Genomic DNA, 17,147 nt, shown 5'->3' on the forward strand with positions numbered 1-17,147 from the left:
AAATGGAGTAAAGAGGAGAGGTTTTTATGAACATCGTCATTAGCGGAGGAGGGACGGGAGGGCATATCTACCCGGCCCTCGCTCTCATTCAGGAAATAAAACGGCATGAGCCGGATTCGCGTGTGCTCTACATTGGCACCGAGCGCGGACTTGAGGCTACACTTGTTCCGAAAGAAGGCGTTCCGTTTGAATCCGTTTATATTACCGGATTTAAACGGAGCCTTTCGTTTGAGAACGTCAAAACGGTTATGCGCTTTTTGAAAGCGACAAGTCGGGCAAAGAAGCTGATTCGAGACTTTAAGCCGGATGTAGTAGTCGGCACAGGTGGGTATGTGTGTGGTCCGGTTGTCTATGCAGGTCATGCGCTTGGCATCCCGACACTTATCCACGAGCAGAATGTCATTCCAGGGCTGACCAACAAGTTTCTATCTCGCTATACCGAGCGTGTGGCAGTCACATTTGAAGGGTCTGCGCCTTATTTTCCAGCAGAGAAAACAGTTGTTACCGGCAATCCGCGTGCGAGTGAAGTGGTGCGGGCAAATGGTGAGGCGGGGCTTGCTTCGCTTGGCGTTCCGGCAGGCAAAAAGTATGTGCTCATCGTCGGAGGAAGTCGGGGGGCGAAAGCGATTAATGATGCGGTGATTCAGCTCGTTCCGCATCTTCATGAACATGCTGATTATCATATTATATATGTAACGGGAGAGGTACATTACGAGCAGACTATAAAGGCAATTGGAGATGTGCCGCCGAATATGACGATTCGCCCGTTTATTTATAACATGCCAGAAGTGCTGGCAGGGATTGATCTAATCGTAAATCGTGCCGGAGCGTCGTTCCTTGCTGAGATTACAGCTCTTGGTTTGCCCTCGATCCTTATTCCATCGCCGTATGTAACAAACAATCATCAGGAGAAAAATGGGCGCTGGTTGGAAGAGCAAGGTGCGGCCCGCGTTATTTTGGAATCTGAACTGAGTGGCAAAACACTACTAGAATCGATTGATCATATTCTAAAAGATGAGAGTCTTACGCAAACGATGAGTACCGCCTCACGTTCGCTCGGCCAGACGGATGCGGCAACGCTCGTATACAACGAATTAAAAGCAATTATAAAGGCGCCAAAGTAACACAGTAGGCGCAGTGGGCATACAGTATTCTAGGCGCGTGGCCAACGGGCAAACGCGCATTACGCAGCAAGGAGGAGAGGTTCGATCAATGCAGAAGTTGATGGGAGAGCTTATAGAAGCTAATGTCGGAGCTGTACTTATGAATGAGCCGCTAGCCAATCACACCACATGGAAGATTGGCGGGCCGGCAGATCTACTCATTGAACCGACCGATAGAGAGGCGCTTGCACGCAGTATGAAACTCGTATATAAACATGGCATGCCATGGCGTGTACTTGGAAGAGGGTCTAATCTGCTTGTACGGGACGGGGGAATCCGTGGGGTTGTTTTTAAACTGAATGAAGGGTTTGAACACCTTCATTTTAACGGGGAAGAAGTCGAGGTGGGAGCCGGTTATTCTTTTATTCGCTTAGCGGTAATGGCAGGAAAAGAGGGACTGACTGGACTTGAATTCGCCGGTGGCATTCCTGGTACTGTAGGTGGCGCTATCTATATGAATGCGGGTGCGCATGGCTCGGATGTGTCACGTATTTTGCAAGTTGCTGACGTGTTGCTTGAGAACGGGGAGCAGGTACGCTGGACGAAAGAAGAACTGGGCTTCGGTTATCGCAAATCGATTTTGCAAACACAGCAGGCAATCGTAACAGGTGCTGTGTTCAAGTTGGCCCATGGTGATCGGAAAACAATCGCCGGACAGATGGCATCTTATAAAGATCGTCGTCGTCAAACACAACCGCTCTCGATGCCGTGTGCGGGCAGTGTATTCCGTAATCCACCTGGAGATCATGCAGGGCGTCTAATCGAGAGTGCGGGCCTAAAAGGGATGACTGTGGGAGGAGCTCAGATTTCGGAGAAGCATGCCAACTTTATCGTCAACCTCGGCAACGCCAAAGCACAGGACGTCCTTGATCTGATGCAGCAGGCAAAAGCGATTGTAGCAGAGCGCACAGGTTTTGAACTTGTGCCGGAAGTGCTTGTTATTGGCGAGGCGTAAACGGAGGTGAAATCTTGGAGGCATTCGTAATTGAAGGAGGAGTTCCACTTACGGGAGAATTGCGCATGCAAGGCGCAAAAAATGCTGCGCTGCCGATCCTGGCGGCTACAGTACTCGCCGGTGGCTCATATACCATTTACGATGTTCCTCATCTCTCAGACATTGAAGTAATGCTCAAAATTTTGACTGAACTCGGTGCGGTCTGTCGCCATGAGGCGACGACTGTACATGTAGATACGACAGGACTTACATCATTTGCTGTACCGGAAGAGTTGATGGGGCAGATGCGGTCTTCGATTTTTCTGATGGGGCCGCTTCTTGCACGCTTTGGGGAAGTGATTTTATCACATCCAGGAGGGTGTGCGATCGGCGAAAGAAGGATCAACTTGCATCTGAAAGGGCTCGAAGCGCTCGGCGCTACGATTACGAACCATGACGGATTTATTCGTTGTTCAGCTCAACAACTGCACGGCGGTATGATTTTTCTGGATTATCCAAGTGTCGGAGCAACAGAAAATATCATGATGGCCGCTGTGCTGGCAAAAGGGGAGACGATTCTCTCCAACGCAGCCCGTGAACCGGAGATCATCGATCTACAGAATTTCCTCAATCGGCTCGGTGCGCGTGTACGTGGAGCTGGCACTGATAAAATTATCATTGAAGGGGTAGCGGCACTTCACGCTGCTGATTATCAAGTAATCCCAGATCGTATCGCCGCAGGTACGATGATGTTAGCAGCAGCCATTACCGGTGGGAACATCACCTTGCGCAATGTCAATCCGATGCATATGGTAGCGTTGTTAGATGTTGTAAAACAAAGTGGTGTTGAAATCAAGTATGAGCATGATATAATTACCGTTAAGGGGAAGCGTCCGTTTCATGCTGTAGAGCGCATTATAACCGCACCGTATCCAGGATTTCCAACGGATATGCAGGCGCAGATGATGGCATTTCTTTCGCTTGCTGACGGTTGTAGTATTATGAAGGAAACTGTCTTTGACGGACGGTTTAAGCATGTGAATGAATTATGCCGGCTAGGTGCGAACCTTTATGTAGACTTAAATAATGCGTTTATTCGGGGGGTGCCACACCTTTCGGGCGCCGTTGTGGAAGCAACGGATTTACGTGCCGGTGCGGCGCTTTTGATTGCCGGGCTGGCTGCGGAAGGAGAAACGATTGTCACTCGTATCCATCACATTGACCGTGGATATGACCGAATTGAAGTGCAGCTTGCAAGTCTTGGAGCTCGCATTCGGCGCCAGTCGTAAACCATATACTGACAAATGAAGCGGCATATGTATCGTATGCCGCTTTTGTAAGTTTAAGAGGAGAGAAAAGCGAGGGATGGTGAATGGCCAAGCTTGAAAAAGTGCCGCATTTGCGGCAGGAGAAGCGAAAGAAAAACACGAACCGCCAGCTGCTTGGGCTGATGCTATTGTTTTTTCTTGTTGTATTGCTCGTACTTTTCTTTCGCTCATCCATGAGCCGAGTGCAGGATATTTCGGTAACCGGCACGGAAATCGTTAAAGCTGATGAGGTAGTGCAGCAATCGCAGGTCAAATTGAATATGCAGTATTTATTTGTGGACACAGATAAGGTGGCGGCTTCTATTAAAAACAGTATACCGGCGATCGATACAGTTCGTGTCGAGAAATCGTTTCCCGGGAAAGTACGAATTATCGTAAAAGAAAAGCAGCGTGTCGCACTGTGGATGGATGGGCGTGGAACGCTTTATCCTGTCACAGCCATGGGTGATATTTTAAAAGAATATGCGAATCCGAGAGACTCTGTGGACAAGCCTATCATTCGCCAGTGGCAGACCGCAGCGCTTCTGCCGAAGTTTGCGGTGGAACTAGCAAAAATGGATCAGGGAATTAGACAGCAGATCTCAGAGATTAGTCATCAGCCGTCCGCAAGTGATCCTGAAAGAGTTATTCTATTTATGAAAGATGGTTACGAAGTACATACGACTGTTACTGATTTTGCCCGAAATATGGCCTGGTATCCCTCCTTTGTTCAAAGCTTGAAGCGGGAAGGGCGCGTGGAAGGGATTATCAATCTTTCAGAGGTGAAGTGGTTTGAGCCTTACAAACAGCAGCAGCAGCAAAAGCAGGGAGAAAGTGACAAAAAGTCTTAAAGTGCGGCGGATTCATGTGTATTTAAGTAGTGTGCTGCTTATGTTCGGGTTTATCGTTGCCTATTCTGTGCAGGTAACAGACCGGAACAACCATGAAGTAGGAGATCGGTCAGACAGTGAATGGAAACAAAAAGTCCGACTGAATGAGAAAATCATTCATGAGAAAGAAACAAATGAAATGCTGCAGGAGCGTCTGCAAAAGCTACGTACAGAAGTAAATACAAAAGAAAAAGATCTGTCGGAGCGCCAGGCGATTTCTCAGCAGGTCGTGCATGAGCTTGAAATGCTGCGGATGCAGGCAGGTCTAACCCCAGTTTTTGGGCAGGGTGTGACGGTTACGCTTGAAGACAGCAAAACTGCCCGTGATTTCCAAAACATTGCAGATGGCATTGTACACGACCAAAATTTGCGCGATGTAGTGAATGAACTGTTTGCGGCAGGGGCGGAAGGCATCGCGATTAATGATCAACGCCTCGTTAGTGGATCAAGTGTCCGCTGCGTTGGTCCGACGATTATCGTCAATGACATTAAGTTGGCGCCGCCGTTCGTCATCCGAGCAATCGGGGAGAAGGAAACACTCGTAGCAGCGCTGAAAATGCCGGGCGGGATTATTGATGGATTAAAACAGCGGACCATCGGTGTGACGATTAGCGATTCCAATCGAATCGAGCTACCGGCCTATGTCGGAGAGAATAACGATAAGAAAGTGATTAACCTGCGGGAAGAAAGTAATGGGGGGGAGGGAAAGAATGAAAAATAATCGGCAGGTCCCATTCATAATTACTGGCGTAAGTATTATTATTGGAGTCATGCTAGCGATCCAATTTCGTTCTAACCAGCCCTCTCTTACTATGCAGAAGCAAGACGTTTTTCAGCTTCGGCAAAATCTTCAGAAAGAGATGGAAACTCATCAGAAACTTCTTGGGGACATCTCTAAATATAGTACGCTTCTTTCTGAATACAATACTTCTATGGATGAGGGAAGCAGCCCAAAAGTGATTGCGGACGAGCTGGCACGTATCAAAAAAGAGAATGGTTTTACAGAAGTGAATGGGAAAGGAATCATCCTAACAATTGCTGAAAATGGGTCTGCGGAACTAACGCCGGAGAAGCTGCAGTCTCCTGTTATTGATCAGGATTTGACAGATCTGACAAGTTTATTGTTTGCGAATGGAGCGAAAGCGATCTCCATAAACGGCCATCGTCTTATTGTGAATAGTTCGATTCGCACAGTCGGAGAAGGGATTCAGGTTGATACGCATTCAATTAGTATGCCATATGTATTGCATGTATTAGGTGATCCGCAGAGCCTTGAAGCGGCTGTACGCTTGCCAGGAGCAGATCGACAGTCGATGGAGGACTGGTTTCATTTTCTCAATAAGAAATTTATTCTTGAAAAAAAAGATAATCTAATCGTTCCTGCTTACACAGGAAACAGTAAGGTTCGATATATGAAATTACTTGAAAACAAAGGAGCGTAATAAACGATGTGGCTACCTGTACTCGGTTTAGTAATCGGGGTCATTCTTGGCCTCTCGTTTGAAGTTCGCGTTCCGGAAGAATACAGCAGCTACCTATCGATTGCGTTGCTTGCTGGTCTGGATACGATATTTGGCGGAATTCGCGCCTATCTGGAAGACTTTTTTGATATTAAAGTTTTCATGTCTGGCTTCTTTTTTAATACTCTTTTAGCGGCAGGCCTGGCCTTTTTAGGTGTATATATGGGAGTAGACTTATATTTAGCTGCGATCTTCGCTTTTGGTGTTCGTTTATTTAATAACATTGCGGTAATTCGCCGAATTCTGATTGGTCGTTGGTTTAAGGATAAGGAGAAAAAAGATATGAATGGGTCTTTGTAATTTTTTTGCTTTTTTCTTGCCGAAAAAAAAGGGGAAAAAACATAGTGTGTGGAAGTAGATTAGGTGAATTAATTTTAACGACAAATTTGAGCGAATTTAACGCAAAGAGGAGGTGCCAAATATGAACAACAACGAATACATCGTAAGCTTAGATATTGGTACATCCAAAGTCAGAGTAATCATTGGAGAGATTAATAGCGGAAGTATTAATATTATCGGAGTCGGAACGGCGGATTCGCATGGAATTAAGAAGGGTGCGATTGTGGATATTGATGAAACGGTTCAGGCCATTCGTGAAGCTGTAGAAAAAGCGGAACGCATGGTCGATTTGCCAATTCATCACGTTGTAGTCGGAATTTCCGGTAATCATATACAACTTCAGGCGAGTCAGGGAGTAGTTGCCGTATCGAGCGAAAATCGCGAGATCGGTGATGACGACATTGAGCGTGTTATGAAAGCAGCACAGGTGGTTGCGATTCCGCCGGAGCGAGAGATTATCGACGTTGTTCCTGTTCAATATATCGTAGATGGACTCGGAGAAATCAGTGATCCGAGGGGCATGCTTGGCGTGCGTCTGGAGATGGAAGGAACGATTATTACCGGGTCAAAGACGGTTATACATAACATTATGCGCTGTGTAGAACGAGCAGGTTTATCAATTGTCGGAATGTATCTAATGCCGCTTGCGTCCAGTGAAATTGCCTTGACGAAGGATGAGAAAAATCTTGGAGTGGTTCTCGTAGATATTGGTGCTGGTTCTACTACGGTATCGGTATTTGAACTTGGTACATTAAGTGCTTTTTCTGTACTTCCGATTGGTGGAGAATACATCACGAATGATATCGCGATTGGGCTTAGAACGACGACAGAGGAAGCAAAGCAAATCCAGATGAAGAGTGGCTGTGCACTTGTGGAGGAAGCGAGTGAGGACGAGCGTTTCCATGTGAAGCGAATTGGCAGTGATGTAGATAAGGAGTTTACACAGATCGAGCTTGCCAGTATTATCGAGCCACGTGCGGCAGAGATTTTTGAACTTGTGGAAGACGAACTTGAAGCTCTTGGATATGATGCGACGATTCCTAACGGTTTTGTTTTAACCGGAGGAGTGGCCAGTATCCCAGGACTGTTGGAGTTAGCACGCTATGAGCTTCAGGCGCCTGTGCGTATTGCCATTCCGGATTATATCGGAGTGCGTGACCCTGGATTTACAGCGGGAGTGGGATTGATCAAATACGCTTCCAGATACTATATGAATCAGATGCCGCAACAGTTAGAGACGAAGCAAAGTCAACCGAAAGCGGTACGCAAGCAGCCAGCTGTACCGAAAGCTTCGAAAGAGCATAAGGAGCAAGGCGGACTCGTCCGAAAAATGAAAGATTGGTTCAGCGAATTTATTTAGAACGGTTTGCATGATAAGTGGGGGGGACTTTATTACATGTTGGAATTCGACCTTGAAATGGATACACTAGCACAAATAAAAGTAATTGGGGTTGGGGGCGGCGGAAGTAACGCTGTAAACCGAATGATTGAAGGTGGTATTCAGGGCGTTGAATTCATCTCAGTCAATACAGATTATCAGGCTTTAAATCTGTCCAAAGCACAGCATAAGCTGCAGATTGGTGGGAAGCTTACACGTGGTCTTGGAGCCGGAGCGAATCCAGAAGTCGGTAAGAAAGCAGCGGAAGAAAGCCGTGAACAATTGGAGCAGGCGCTGCGCGGAGCGGATCTCGTGTTTGTGACAGCCGGTATGGGCGGCGGTACAGGTACGGGAGCCGCGCCGGTTATTGCAGAGATCGCCAAGGAAATTGGGGCGCTTACAGTAGGCGTAGTAACACGACCATTCACATTTGAAGGACGCAAGCGTTCCACGCAAGCAGATAGCGGGATTGCTTGTCTAAAAGAGAAAGTAGACACACTTATCGTTATTCCAAATGACCGTCTGCTTGAAATTGTAGATAAGAATACACCGATGCTCGAAGCATTCCGTCAAGCAGATAATGTGCTGAGTCAGGGTGTACAGGGGATCTCAGACTTGATTGCCGTTCCGGGCTTGATTAACCTCGATTTCGCAGATGTCAAAACGATTATGACGGAGCGTGGTTCTGCCTTGATGGGAATCGGGATTGGAACAGGTGAGAACCGTGCAGCAGAAGCGGCACGACGTGCAATCTGCAGTCCGCTTCTTGAAACATCAATTGACGGCGCACGTGGTGTGTTGTTGAATATTACAGGCGGTACAAACTTAAGCTTGTATGAAGTAAACGAAGCGGCGGATATTGTAGCATCTGCTTCTGATCCAGAAGTGAACATGATTTTTGGTTCAGTAATTAATGAGAATCTGAAAGATGAGATCATTGTAACTGTAATTGCAACTGGCTTTGAAGAGGCTCAACAGGCAAACTTGCGCCGTGCACAGGCGGATGCGAGTCAGAAAGGTACGGCGCAAGCTGGAAACTTAAAGCCAATGCGTCGCCAGCGCGCTGTTGAGGTGGATGTAGAAGAGGAAGAAGTGCAGCAGGCTCCAGCAGCTCGCATGGAGCCGCGGACAGGTGGTTCTTCGCTAAACAATCTCGATAATCTCGACATTCCAACGTTCCTGCGCAACCGCCGGAGTCGAAAGAAGTAGTTTATAAGAAAATAGAAGAGGCTGTCTCGAAGCCGTAACATGGCGATTGAGACAGCCTCTTTCTTATGTCGATTTCACCTGAAAAAACGAAGCTGTCGATCATGAATACGTGCAAGCAACAACTGGGAAATAATCGCTCCCATAAGCGCAAACAGCATATCCCACTGTGAATCCCATACATCGCCTTGGGTGCCAAGGAACGCGTCTGCAGCCGTCCCGGTAGCTAAGGCCATTCCAAACTCAAGCAGCTCGTAAAAGGCACTAAAAGCGAGACAAATGCTTACGACAAGAAAGAAAAGCCAACCGTAACCTCTGACAACTTGTTTACGTATCAAAATCTCTCTCGCTAGTATCGCCGGAACGAATCCTTGTGCCAAGTGGCCGAGCCGGTCATAATAATTCCGATCCAGATCATACGCATCACGCAGCCAGTTAAATAGCGGCACCTCAGCATATGTATAATGTCCACCTATTACTAGAATAAGTGCATGTACCCAGATCAGCCCATATAAAAGCGGCGTAAGTCGAAACGTATGGTATGTTCGCACAAGAATCAGCCCCCCAATCACTGCAGGAGCCACTTCTAAATACCACGTAAAACGATCTTTGGGAGCAATCCCGGACCAGATGAAGATAAGCAGAAAACTTGCCAGGAGCAGAAGAGGCAAGCGTGCATGGATTTGCTTCATAAGAGCCCCCTTTTAACTAGTTTTCTCTATTATACAAAAACTTGCAGGTGGAATAGTTATTTCGTTTTATCGTTTTTTGTCGGATTCCCCCTAAATTCTCCTCATAATTTGTCTGAATTTTTCATACGATTTAGGGACAATGCTATTGTCTTCTATGTGATAATGAAAGCGTACAGGGTTACCCGTGAAAGGAGGACGGGATGGGATGGTGATGTATGCCGACATTGTGTTTGTCACCAATGCTGTGATTGACTATACACTACTTGTTGCGACTGGAACGGTATGTCGGCAACCGATGCGTCGGAGGCGTCTGTTGCTTGCCTCTTTCATAGGAGCTGTGTATACTATTTTTTTATTTTTTCCGCCTTTATCGTTTGCGTTTACTTTAATAGCTAAGTGGTTATTTTCTTGCCTGATGCTTTTTATCGCATTTGGCTGGACAAATGCGTGGACAATGCTGCGCTTGCTTGCCGCGTTGTATGGAGCTTCTTTTTTCATCGGAGGTGGCCTGTTTGCACTTCATTATTACATGGAGCAGCAAAGTGAGATCGTTAACGGAATTATTGTGACGCATACCGGAATGAAACCGGCTCTCTGGTTGCTTGTTCTTGGATTCCCCGTTCTCTGGTGGGGGGTACAAAGTGGATATCGGGCGTTGAAGGCAAGTCGCCAGACAGATGTACAGCATGTTAGGCTTGAAATCGAGTTGTTTACACATACCGTTTCCTGTATAGGGTTTATTGACACGGGCAACCGGCTGCACGATCCACTTACTCGTGCGCCGGTTACCATTACGGAGCTTGCTATCTGGGATGAGGCCATTCCGGAAGCGCTTATGGCTCAGATTGCAGCGGGCATGCCAGATGCAGTGCAATTATCTGATGAGGAATATCACTGGTTTGAACGCATTCGCTTTATTCCATATCGGACAGTGTCGAGTGAGACGAATTTGCTTATCGCACTTCGACCAGATGCCGTGAGGGTGTACACCGAAAGTGAAGTCTATCAACCGGAAGGCATGTTAATTGGTCTGCGCAAAGGCGCCTTGTCATCAGGTGGCACGTATCAGGCGATTGTTCATCCACAGGCGTTCGCAGGAGAACATCATCTTGCGTCGTAATAAAAAAGGGGGAAGCATAATGATGGTCAAGCTGCGACTTGTTGTTCAATTGTGGTGGTACCGCCTGCTTATACGGCTTGGTACTCGCACAGAAGAAGTACATTATATCGGAGGTAGCGAAGCGCTGCCACCACCTTTAAATCGGGAAGAAGAAGAATATTTGCTGGGTCGTCTGCATACGAATGATCCGGCGATTCGTTCGATACTCATTGAGCGTAATTTACGACTTGTTGTGTACATTGCTCGTAAATTTGAGAACACAGGCATTAATATTGAAGATCTGGTCAGCATTGGTACAATCGGCTTAATTAAAGCGGTCAATACTTTCGATCCTGAGAAGAAAATCAAGCTGGCTACGTATGCATCGCGCTGTATTGAAAATGAGATTTTGATGTTTTTGCGTCGCAACAGCAAAATAAAATCAGAAGTATCGTTTGACGAGCCGCTAAATATTGACTGGGACGGCAATGAATTATTGCTCTCTGATGTGCTAGGAACAGAGAATGATATTATTTACCGTGATCTTGAGGAGCAGGTAGACAAGAAGCTGCTGTATAAGGCGCTTAATAAGCTGAGTGCGCGTGAGCGTGTGATTATGGAGATGAGATTCGGGCTAAATGGAGAAGAGGAGAAAACGCAGAAAGATGTAGCTGATATTCTTGGAATTTCTCAGTCATACATCTCACGTCTTGAGAAGCGTATTATCAAACGGCTGCAAAAAGAGTTTAATAAGATGCTGTAAACGTGTGAATTGCAGGGCAATTCGGAAGCGACAGTCTCACGATTGTCCTGCATAATTTTTCCCCTGGCGGAGATACTTATCTGTAACGCTGGCTCCATCAGGAGGGAAACATACGTGACACGTAACAAGGTAGAAATCTGCGGCGTAGATACAGCTAAGCTTCCCGTACTGACGAATGTGCAGATGAGGGATTTGTTTGCGAGGCTGCAGAGCGGAGAATACACAGCAAGAGAGCAATTAGTAAATGGCAACTTACGCCTGGTGTTAAGCGTGATCCAGCGCTTCAACAATCGTGGAGAATACGTTGATGACTTGTTTCAGGTTGGCTGTATTGGGCTAATGAAAGCCATTGATAACTTTGATTTGAGCCAGAATGTCAAGTTTTCAACGTATGCGGTTCCGATGATTATTGGAGAGATTCGCCGGTATTTGCGGGACAACAATCCTATTCGCGTCTCCCGCTCACTGCGCGACATTGCGTACAAGGCATTGCAAGTACGTGATACGTTGACTAACAAAAATTCACGCGAACCAACCATTCATGAAATATCGGAAGTGCTCAATGTGCCAAAGGAAGATGTGGTGTTTGCACTTGATGCCATTCAAGACCCGGTATCATTGTTTGAGCCGATTTATCAGGATGGTGGTGATCCGATTTTTGTCATGGATCAGATTAGTGACGAGCGGAACAAGGACAGCCAGTGGACAGAAGAGATTGCCCTTCGTGAGGCGATGCGTCGTCTAAGTGAGCGGGAGAAAATGATTTTATCGATGCGCTTCTTTGAAGGAAAAACCCAGATGGAAGTCGCGGACGAAATCGGCATCTCGCAAGCACAAGTGTCGCGCTTGGAGAAAGCAGCAATTTCACAAATGCATAAGCATGTACAGTAAAAATAACATACGTAAATAAGTGAAAAGAGTCCGCTCCCTTTGAGGGAATACGGACTCTTTTCACTTATTTATTTGAAGTATTTTGCATAAATCTTGTCATATGTGCCATCTGCTTTTACAGCTTTAAGACCTTGGTTGAGTTTATCAAGCAACTCTTTGTTACCTTTTTTAACTGCGATGCCGTATTGTTCTTGATTGATTGTTTTATCTTCTACGATTTTTACATCATCGAGATGAAGCTGTTCTTTAAACTTTTTAATTACCGCGTTATCAGCTACAACTGCATCAATACGTCCATTTTTCATATCATCAATTGCGCTGGCAATATCATCGAAGCCTTTTAATCCTGTGTATCCTTTACCAAACTTATCTTCCACAACTGTTTGACCAGTTGTACCGGATTGAACGCCGATTTTTTTGCCTTTCAGGTCAGCAATTGTATTTACATTTGTTACTGAATTTTTGATGAGGATAGATTGCTTAGCTGTAAAATACGGATCTGTGAAATCAAATTGTTTTTTTCGATCGTCGTTCATTGTAATGCCCGCAATACCTGCTTTGATTGAATCATTCTCAAGGCCAGCCATCATTGGGTCCCAGCCAACGTGCTTCACTTCAATATCGAGTTTTTGTGACTTGGCGATAGCGTTGATGAGATCAATATCGAAGCCTTCCGGTTTACCGTCTGGAGTGAGAGATTCAAACGGAGGGAAGGATGCGTCTGTACCTACGACAATTTTGTTAGCTGCCTGGCCGTCTCCCTTGCTGCCACAGCCAACAGCGAATACTGTCAGGGCGAGCATAGCGATGAGAAGGGCCGTCCATTTTTTCTTCATCTATGAGTTCCTCCTGCTTTACATTGTTTATTTATAAACGTATGTCGATAAGTATACAAATCGAATTTTATTCTGACAAGGGATTTGGGACAAAACGCACTTTTAGGACATTTCGTAAAATTTGAACATATACTAGCAGTACAAAATAGGCTGAAGACGAAGAATGGGGTGGAGCAGATGATTAAGATTTCTGAGTTCCAGGAAAAGGATGTCGTGAACGTGGTAGACGGCAAAAACCTGGGCCAGGTAACGGATCTTGAAATTAACTTGCAGGTTGGGCGGGTCGAAGCGATTGTTGTACCGGGCAAGGGAAATGGAAAATTTTTCGGCTTTTTTGGCGGAGGTGAGGACATTACGATTCCATGGCGCAATATTGTAAAAATCGGGCGTGATGTTATTCTAGTACGAATGGATGATGTACCAATTGCAGCCAAACCGGGGGAACATTTGTCATAACCTTTCCTTTTCTTATACATCACACAATGATAAGATTCAGTATATAAGGAGGGAGACGATGGAACCGTTCGGTTTACAGGATGAGGAAACCGCTCTCCGCTTGATCAATTGGGAAGCAAGGTGGCCGGAGCTGGTCGCAGGGTTTTCTACGCGAAATGGTGGAACGAGCAGCGGATATTATACAAGTTTGAACTGTGGTTTGCATGTTGGGGATGATGGAGATGCTGTAAGAGAGAATCGTCGTCTGCTGGCAGAAGCCAATGGGTTTGACTTTGCAGCATGGACGTGCGCCGAGCAGGTGCATGGCGGTGCGGTGCATATTGTGGAGGCAGAGACACGCGGTACGGGGCGTCTTGCACATGACGAGGCGATCAAGGACACAGATGGACTGCTAACGGAGCATGCGGGTATATTTCTGGCGTCGTTTTATGCAGATTGTGTGCCGTTGTTTTTTTATGCGCCGAGCCACCGTGTGATCGGGGTTGCACATGCGGGCTGGAAGGGAACGGTAGCAAACATTGGCGCTGAGATGGTGCGGCAGATGGGTGAGCGATGGCAGATTGCACCGGAAGAGATTTATGCAGCGATTGGTCCGTCAATCAGGTCATGTTGTTATGAAGTAAATGATGTAGTGGCAAATCGGGTACAGGATGTCCTAGCATCGCGTGCGGAACAGGTGCTAAAGGCGAAAGATGACGGGAAATATATGTTGAATTTACAAGAAACAAATCGAATTTTACTTCTCGCAGCAGGAATTTTGCCAGAGCATATCGAAGTCAGTCATTTATGTACGAGTTGTCGCACGGACTTGTTCTTCTCGCATCGAAAAGAAGCAGGGAAAACAGGGCGAATGACCGCGTTCATTGCGTTGAAAGAGGGGTAAGGAAGTACGTTGGCATATATGGATATCGAATGCAATCTCCGGCATGTTCGTGAACGCATTGCACAGGCGTGTGTACGCGTCAATCGTTCACCGGAAGACGTAGAAATTGTAGCAGTAACGAAGTATGTGTCGCTTGCGACAACGCAGGCGGCAGTAAAAGCAGGAATTCGTCATCTTGGCGAAAGCCGGACGCAGGATGCTATTCCGAAGTGGAACGCGCTTGGCGCAGATGCGGCAGTGTGGCATTTTATCGGTCATCTACAGACGAATAAGGTGCGGGAGATGATCGGACGCTTTCCATATGTCCATTCCCTGGATCGTCTGTCACTTGCACAAGAACTCAATAAGCGTGGGTCGGCAGCAGGCGTAACAACGAAATGCTTTTTGCAGGTGAATATTTCAGGAGAAGAGTCTAAAAATGGACTCTCTCCAGAGGAAGCGTCTGACTTTTTGCATGCTGTACAAGATCTTACACATCTTGAAGTAATTGGCCTCATGACGATGGCACCTTATACGGAAAATCCTGAAGAGACTAGGCCTGTATTTCGGGGCTTACGTGAACTGCGTGACCGCTTGCAGGAACAAAATATTCCAAATGCGTCGCTTACGCATCTAAGTATGGGAATGTCTAATGATTATGAGATCGCCGTGGAAGAAGGCGCGACATTCATTCGACTCGGTTCCACGCTTGTCGGTGATGAACGTGAATAAATGCTAAGCAAAGGAGAGCGATGAACGATGGGCGTTGTAAACAAGCTTAAAGAGTTTTTCGGACTGAACGGCGAACCGGAAGTGTATGAGGAGATTATCGAGGAGCCGGACTACGAAGACGAAGAAGAATATGCTAAGCCAGCGCGTAAATCCCGTGCGGCGAGCGGAAACAATGTTGTCAGCCTGCACGCCGTCAAAGAGCAGTCGCCTCGCCTCGTGCTGGTAGAGCCGAAGTCATATGAAGAAGTGCAGGACATTTCTGATCACTTATGTTCGCGCCGTGGGGTTGTGATTAACTTGCAGCGAGTGCCGAATGAACAAGCGAAGCGGATTATTGATTTTCTTGGAGGAACCGTCTACGCCATTAATGGCACCATTCAGCGTGTTGGACATAAAACGTTTTTATGTCTTCCGGAAAATATGGAGATGCAAGGGAATATTACAGAAATGATGTTTGATGAACGTACGTAGTTGAGGTGAGAAAATGGAGCAGGTTTTAAATTTTATACCGCTAGCTTTTAAGATTTACTATTTCATGATCATTGTGTATATTTTGATGTCATGGGTTCCGCAGGTACGGGAGACATCGTTGGGAGAAATATTAGGCAAACTTGTTGAGCCATATTTAGAGATTTTCCGACGATTTATTCCACCGCTTGGTGTGATTGATATCTCACCGATTGTTGCGCTTATTGCACTTCAATTTGCCCAGAGTGGGTTGATGAGCATCATTGATAAGTTTGTGACATTATGAGTTTATATGATCATTTTCGGCCGGAAGAGCGCCCGTTTGCAGAAAGGGTGGAGGAGTGGGCCGCGCGTGTGCGGGATCGGTATGAACGAATCCATACCGACTTTCTTGACCCGCGGCAGGCGTTTATTGTCCGCTCCCTTGCCGGGCGAGAGCCGGGTGTATACATAGCAGAAGATGGTGGATATGAAGGAGCAGAGCGGACGCGTATCGTTTTGCACCCGGAATATATGGAACCAGAACCGGATGAATTCGGAGTCGCAGTCTTGCAGGTTCAGGGAACGAACCAGTTCCTTACACTTGCACATCGTGATTATCTGGGGGCGCTCATTGGGCTTGGCATTAAGCGGGACAAGTTTGGAGATATTCTCGTACATGAAGAGGGTGCTCAGCTTATCGTGGCCCGTGAGATTGTCGATTATATACGAATACATATGACGCAGGTACACCGCATTCATGTGCGGATCGAAGAAGTGCCGATCACCGCTGTACGTGTGCCACCACAAACATTTCGTCGGACCACGTTTACGGTACAGTCGCCGCGCCTTGATGCGATTATCGGAGATGTATATCGGCTCTCACGTGCGAAGGTACTGACCCCGATTCAAAACGGGCGTGCTCGCGTCAATTGGCGTGAAGTAAATGACCCTTCGTTTCGGCTTGTCGCAGGAGATGTTGTTTCTTTCAAAGGATTTGGCCGCTTTCGCGTAGCAGAAGTGGGTGGCGAGACGAAAAAAGGGCGTATTCGAATTGAAATCGATATTGTTGAATAAGAAGAAGGAGGTGCCTGTTGTGTCACTGACACCACTAGATATCCATAATAAAGAGTTTAGTCGGGTATTCCGCGGGTATGATGAAGATCAGGTAAATGAATTTCTCGATCAAATTATTAAAGAGTTTGATATGCTGCTCAAGGAAAAACGACAGTTGGAAGAGCGCGTGGGAACGCTAAATGAGAAGCTGTCCCAGTTTGCTAATATTGAAGAGACGTTAAAGAAATCACTTGTTATGGCCCAAGAAGCAGCTGACGAACTGAAAGTGAATGCGCGTAAGGAAGCACAGCTAATTGTGAAGGAAGCAGAAAAGAATGCGGATCGTCTCATTAATGACGCCCTGGCTAAATCCCGCAAGCTTGTATCCGAGATTGATGAACTGAAGCGCCGCGCCTCTGTTTATCGGATGCGTTTTCGTTCCATGCTGGAAGCACAGCTTGAGATGCTGGACGCGGGTGATTGGGAGAATTTCGAGAAGATCGAAGACGAACTGGTAAGCCCGGTAGAGGAGTAAACCGCGGTACGACACAGGTTGACGCGAGGGTATGACTGTTC

21 protein-coding genes are annotated in these 17,147 nt (G+C 46.6%); 19 read left to right on the plus strand and 2 right to left on the minus strand.

The genetic code is table 11. The features are described from left to right. Window positions 1-26: 26 nt before the first annotated feature. From murG to ftsZ, 9 genes are all read left to right on the plus strand, one after another. Complete coding sequence (gene murG / locus PO771_RS06230; protein ID WP_272562409.1) at window positions 27-1,124, plus strand: undecaprenyldiphospho-muramoylpentapeptide beta-N-acetylglucosaminyltransferase; 1,098 nt, start codon at window positions 27-29, stop codon at window positions 1,122-1,124. Between the two features lie 88 nt (window positions 1,125-1,212). Further along, a complete protein-coding gene (gene murB / locus PO771_RS06235) occupies window positions 1,213-2,118 on the plus strand; it encodes a UDP-N-acetylmuramate dehydrogenase (protein ID WP_272562410.1) in 906 nt (301 codons plus the stop codon). A gap of 14 nt (window positions 2,119-2,132) precedes the next feature. Further along, a complete protein-coding gene (gene murA / locus PO771_RS06240; RefSeq protein WP_272562411.1) occupies window positions 2,133-3,386 on the plus strand; it encodes a UDP-N-acetylglucosamine 1-carboxyvinyltransferase in 1,254 nt (417 codons plus the stop codon). Window positions 3,387-3,469: 83 nt separating this feature from the next. Continuing rightward, a complete protein-coding gene (locus PO771_RS06245) occupies window positions 3,470-4,255 on the plus strand; it encodes a cell division protein FtsQ/DivIB (protein ID WP_272562412.1) in 786 nt (261 codons plus the stop codon). Further along, entirely contained in the window at window positions 4,239-5,015 is a 777-nt protein-coding gene (locus tag PO771_RS06250; RefSeq protein WP_272562413.1) for a DUF881 domain-containing protein, read from the plus strand. Before PO771_RS06245 ends, PO771_RS06250 begins: the two co-directional genes overlap by 17 nt. Then, window positions 5,005-5,736 (plus strand): DUF881 domain-containing protein, encoded by a 732-nt coding sequence (locus tag PO771_RS06255; protein ID WP_272562414.1) that lies wholly within the window; start codon window positions 5,005-5,007, stop codon window positions 5,734-5,736. Before PO771_RS06250 ends, PO771_RS06255 begins: the two co-directional genes overlap by 11 nt. Window positions 5,737-5,742: 6 nt before the next feature. Then, complete coding sequence (locus PO771_RS06260; protein ID WP_272562415.1) at window positions 5,743-6,114, plus strand: small basic family protein; 372 nt, start codon at window positions 5,743-5,745, stop codon at window positions 6,112-6,114. Between the two features lie 121 nt (window positions 6,115-6,235). Then, entirely contained in the window at window positions 6,236-7,513 is a 1,278-nt protein-coding gene (gene ftsA / locus PO771_RS06265; RefSeq protein ID WP_272562416.1) for a cell division protein FtsA, read from the plus strand. Window positions 7,514-7,549: 36 nt separating this feature from the next. Further along, window positions 7,550-8,740 carry a cell division protein FtsZ gene (ftsZ, locus tag PO771_RS06270; RefSeq protein WP_272562417.1) on the plus strand — a complete coding sequence of 397 codons (1,191 nt, stop codon included), beginning with the start codon at window positions 7,550-7,552 and terminating at the stop codon, window positions 8,738-8,740. 74 nt (window positions 8,741-8,814) lie between these two features. Here ftsZ and PO771_RS06275 read toward each other — a convergent pair whose 3' ends face one another. Next, the gene (locus PO771_RS06275) at window positions 8,815-9,429 is read right to left on the minus strand and encodes a DUF2238 domain-containing protein (protein WP_272562418.1); all 615 of its coding nucleotides are present in this window, start codon (window positions 9,427-9,429) and stop codon (window positions 8,815-8,817) included. Window positions 9,430-9,634: 205 nt separating this feature from the next. Between PO771_RS06275 and spoIIGA the strand changes: the two genes are divergently transcribed. The 3 genes from spoIIGA to sigG all read left to right on the plus strand — a co-directional run bounded on the left by spoIIGA (window position 9,635) and on the right by sigG (window position 12,182). Further along, window positions 9,635-10,549: a sigma-E processing peptidase SpoIIGA gene (spoIIGA, locus tag PO771_RS06280; protein WP_272562419.1), complete on the plus strand. Its 915-nt coding sequence runs from the start codon at window positions 9,635-9,637 to the stop codon at window positions 10,547-10,549. A 19-nt stretch (window positions 10,550-10,568) separates the two neighbouring features. Continuing rightward, entirely contained in the window at window positions 10,569-11,291 is a 723-nt protein-coding gene (gene sigE, locus PO771_RS06285) for an RNA polymerase sporulation sigma factor SigE (protein WP_272562420.1), read from the plus strand. 114 nt (window positions 11,292-11,405) lie between these two features. Continuing rightward, the gene (gene sigG / locus PO771_RS06290) at window positions 11,406-12,182 is read left to right on the plus strand and encodes an RNA polymerase sporulation sigma factor SigG (protein WP_272562421.1); all 777 of its coding nucleotides are present in this window, start codon (window positions 11,406-11,408) and stop codon (window positions 12,180-12,182) included. Between the two features lie 68 nt (window positions 12,183-12,250). On the opposite strand, the gene PO771_RS06295 is transcribed toward sigG, so the two are convergent. Next, entirely contained in the window at window positions 12,251-13,018 is a 768-nt protein-coding gene (locus PO771_RS06295) for a basic amino acid ABC transporter substrate-binding protein (protein WP_272562422.1), read from the minus strand. A gap of 177 nt (window positions 13,019-13,195) precedes the next feature. Between PO771_RS06295 and PO771_RS06300 the strand changes: the two genes are divergently transcribed. The 7 genes from PO771_RS06300 to PO771_RS06330 are packed head-to-tail and all read left to right on the plus strand — an operon-like array spanning window position 13,196 to window position 17,106. After that, window positions 13,196-13,474: a YlmC/YmxH family sporulation protein gene (locus tag PO771_RS06300; protein WP_272562423.1), complete on the plus strand. Its 279-nt coding sequence runs from the start codon at window positions 13,196-13,198 to the stop codon at window positions 13,472-13,474. 58 nt (window positions 13,475-13,532) lie between these two features. Next, window positions 13,533-14,357 (plus strand): peptidoglycan editing factor PgeF, encoded by an 825-nt coding sequence (gene pgeF, locus PO771_RS06305; protein WP_272562424.1) that lies wholly within the window; start codon window positions 13,533-13,535, stop codon window positions 14,355-14,357. A gap of 18 nt (window positions 14,358-14,375) precedes the next feature. Further along, window positions 14,376-15,068: a YggS family pyridoxal phosphate-dependent enzyme gene (locus tag PO771_RS06310; RefSeq protein WP_272563112.1), complete on the plus strand. Its 693-nt coding sequence runs from the start codon at window positions 14,376-14,378 to the stop codon at window positions 15,066-15,068. A gap of 27 nt (window positions 15,069-15,095) precedes the next feature. Further along, a complete protein-coding gene (locus PO771_RS06315) occupies window positions 15,096-15,539 on the plus strand; it encodes a cell division protein SepF (protein WP_272562425.1) in 444 nt (147 codons plus the stop codon). Between the two features lie 13 nt (window positions 15,540-15,552). After that, entirely contained in the window at window positions 15,553-15,822 is a 270-nt protein-coding gene (locus PO771_RS06320) for a YggT family protein (RefSeq protein WP_272562426.1), read from the plus strand. Further along, complete coding sequence (locus PO771_RS06325) at window positions 15,819-16,592, plus strand: YlmH family RNA-binding protein (RefSeq protein WP_272562427.1); 774 nt, start codon at window positions 15,819-15,821, stop codon at window positions 16,590-16,592. Before PO771_RS06320 ends, PO771_RS06325 begins: the two co-directional genes overlap by 4 nt. A 19-nt stretch (window positions 16,593-16,611) precedes the next feature. Beyond that, window positions 16,612-17,106: a DivIVA domain-containing protein gene (locus tag PO771_RS06330; protein WP_272562428.1), complete on the plus strand. Its 495-nt coding sequence runs from the start codon at window positions 16,612-16,614 to the stop codon at window positions 17,104-17,106. Window positions 17,107-17,147: the final 41 nt, after the last annotated feature.

This window comes from Aneurinibacillus uraniidurans (genome assembly GCF_028471905.1).
Lineage (GTDB): Bacteria > Bacillota > Bacilli > Aneurinibacillales > Aneurinibacillaceae > Aneurinibacillus > Aneurinibacillus uraniidurans.